At 36.2% G+C, this 1,965-nt stretch carries 3 protein-coding genes; all 3 read right to left on the bottom strand.

Annotated elements, in window-relative coordinates; translation table 11 throughout:
- Positions 1–68 precede the first annotated feature (68 nt).
- Positions 69–539, bottom strand: coding sequence for a DUF2269 family protein (locus tag BTHERMOSOX_RS10715; RefSeq protein ID WP_138121124.1), 471 nt, complete (start codon positions 537–539; stop codon positions 69–71).
- Positions 540–555: 16 nt separating this feature from the next.
- The gene (locus tag BTHERMOSOX_RS10710; protein ID WP_138121123.1) at positions 556–954 is read right to left on the bottom strand and encodes a DUF2141 domain-containing protein; all 399 of its coding nucleotides are present in this window, start codon (positions 952–954) and stop codon (positions 556–558) included.
- Positions 955–1,089: 135 nt separating this feature from the next.
- Positions 1,090–1,965: IS30 family transposase (locus BTHERMOSOX_RS10705; protein ID WP_138121122.1), on the bottom strand; the 876-nt coding region annotated here is incomplete at its 5' end.

Here is a 1,965-nt window from a genome sequence, read left to right as displayed (position 1 = left end):
TGTCCTCATTATTTCTTTTAGTGTTAACGCTTGAATTTACCTACTGCGTTAGCAGTTGGCTGGTAGGATTATATTGGCTTAAATACCATCCAATATAAATTAGCCAATGGCAACAAAGTTGCTAATACGCCAAAAACTATCCATAACTTCCCTAATTTCCAATATTGTTTTGGTATCGGCTCTTCTTCAGAAAATTGTTTAGCTATTCTTGCTTGTTTAATTTGTACTGGCAGTAATATTGCCACCCAAATAATACCAGATGCTACAAACAACCAGTATCCCCAAGCCAACCACTTTATCATGAAATAGTCTAGCTCGTGTAGCATTGTATTACCTATCCCTGTAACTAAAACAAGTAAAACACCACTTAGAGTGAAAACATAGTCAGTAAGTGTTACTTGGCGTTGAGCGAAAGCAATAATGTGTTTGTTTTTTGTGCGATCAGCCATTACTTTCCACCAGCCAGTGATAATAATATTGCCAAGAAATAAAACCACGCCAAGTATGTGTAAACTTTTTAATAATAAATAAGTATTCATTGTTTTATCCTTTTTTTTAGTCTATTTTAACTGATATTGTTTGGTCGCCATTAATTATAATTTTTGCCTCATCAAAAGTAGGCTCTCCAAAAACATCTGCACCACTAAAGCCGTATTTTTCTATTGGTATGCCAAAGAAATTTTTATCTAATACTTTGTTGTTATTCGTGTCTTGGAAAATTGCTATGGCGTAACTTCCAGATGGAATTTGTAAAGTTTTACTAAGTTTATTTTTATCACTATTAACAATAACGCCTTCAAACTGATTTCCATTTGGAAATTCTTGGCGATTAAAAATACCAATACGAACATTGCCCTGATTTAAAGTAATGCCATGAATGTTAATCTTTAGCGAATCGGCAATAGTATTTGTACTTAATAAAATGAGTGAAAAATAATAAATTATGTACTTCATAGTACTCCTGTTGATAATACTAACTATTTATCATTGCCACTATTATGAGACCTTTGTATAAATATGAATAATCATCAAAAATCCACTTAACGCAAAATAAAAACCCTTGAATTCGCACATTAAGTGCAATTTCTCCTAAGCCGTTAATAAATCAACAGCCTTTCCTAAAAATAACTCAACTGGTTGTTTCCCACCTCGTGTTTTTCGAGGTCTTGTGTTGAGTCGCTTCATGACAAATTCAATCTGTGAATTTGTCACCTTGTTAAAGTCAGTACCCTTTGGGAAGTACTGTCTAATCAAGCCATTAGTATTCTCGTTAATACCTCTTTCCCAAGAAGAATACGGATGAGCAAAATATACATCCACATCCAGTGCTTTAGCCATACGCTCATGTTCAGCAAATTCTAAGCCATTATCGTAGGTAATGGTATGAATCTTACTTGACATTGGCTTTAGCGCTTTAATAGTCTTATCAGCCAACTCAGTGGCATTCTTGCCATTAAGTTTAACAATAACAGTATAAAGTGATTTACGATCAACCAATGTGTAGATGGCGCTCTTCTTGTTTTTACCAATGATAGTGTCACCCTCCCAGTCGCCAATGCGTGATCTAGTGTTAACAAGCTCTGGACGCTGCTCAATACTCACAGCGTTCTTGATTCGTCCTCTGCGCTCATAACTACCATAGCGCTTACGATGGCTTTTGTGCAGGTGTCTAAGATGTTTATAGAGCGTGCCACCAGCACGCTTATCTTGCAGTAACATTCTGTAAATAGTCTCATGATGTAGCTTAGTTTTACCGTGCGTTATAAGATAATCACAAGCTTGTTCTGGGCTGAGCTCTTGTTTGATTAGCTCTATAATGTCTTGTCTAAGTTCTGGTGTGAGCTTAATGCTTTTACTGGCAGTTAATCTACGCATAGTAGCAAGCTCATTGGCTTGCTTGGGTCGATAGCCTCGTTTGCCAGTATTACGTTTAATCTCACGTGAGATAGTTGCCGGACTTCTGTT

This window comes from Bathymodiolus heckerae thiotrophic gill symbiont, from assembly GCF_900128515.1.
In the GTDB taxonomy this organism is placed as follows: Bacteria; Pseudomonadota; Gammaproteobacteria; order PS1; family Pseudothioglobaceae; genus Thioglobus_A.
The sequence above is the reverse complement of the archived record's forward strand: the minus strand, read 5'-3'. Positions and strand labels throughout refer to the sequence as shown.

Excerpts from the sequence above, each read along its gene's own strand:
- BTHERMOSOX_RS10715 (WP_138121124.1), bottom strand. The coding sequence starts at position 539 with ATGAATACTTATTTATTATTAAAAAGTTTACACATACTTGGCGTGGTT.
- BTHERMOSOX_RS10710 (WP_138121123.1), bottom strand. The coding sequence starts at position 954 with ATGAAGTACATAATTTATTATTTTTCACTCATTTTATTAAGTACAAAT.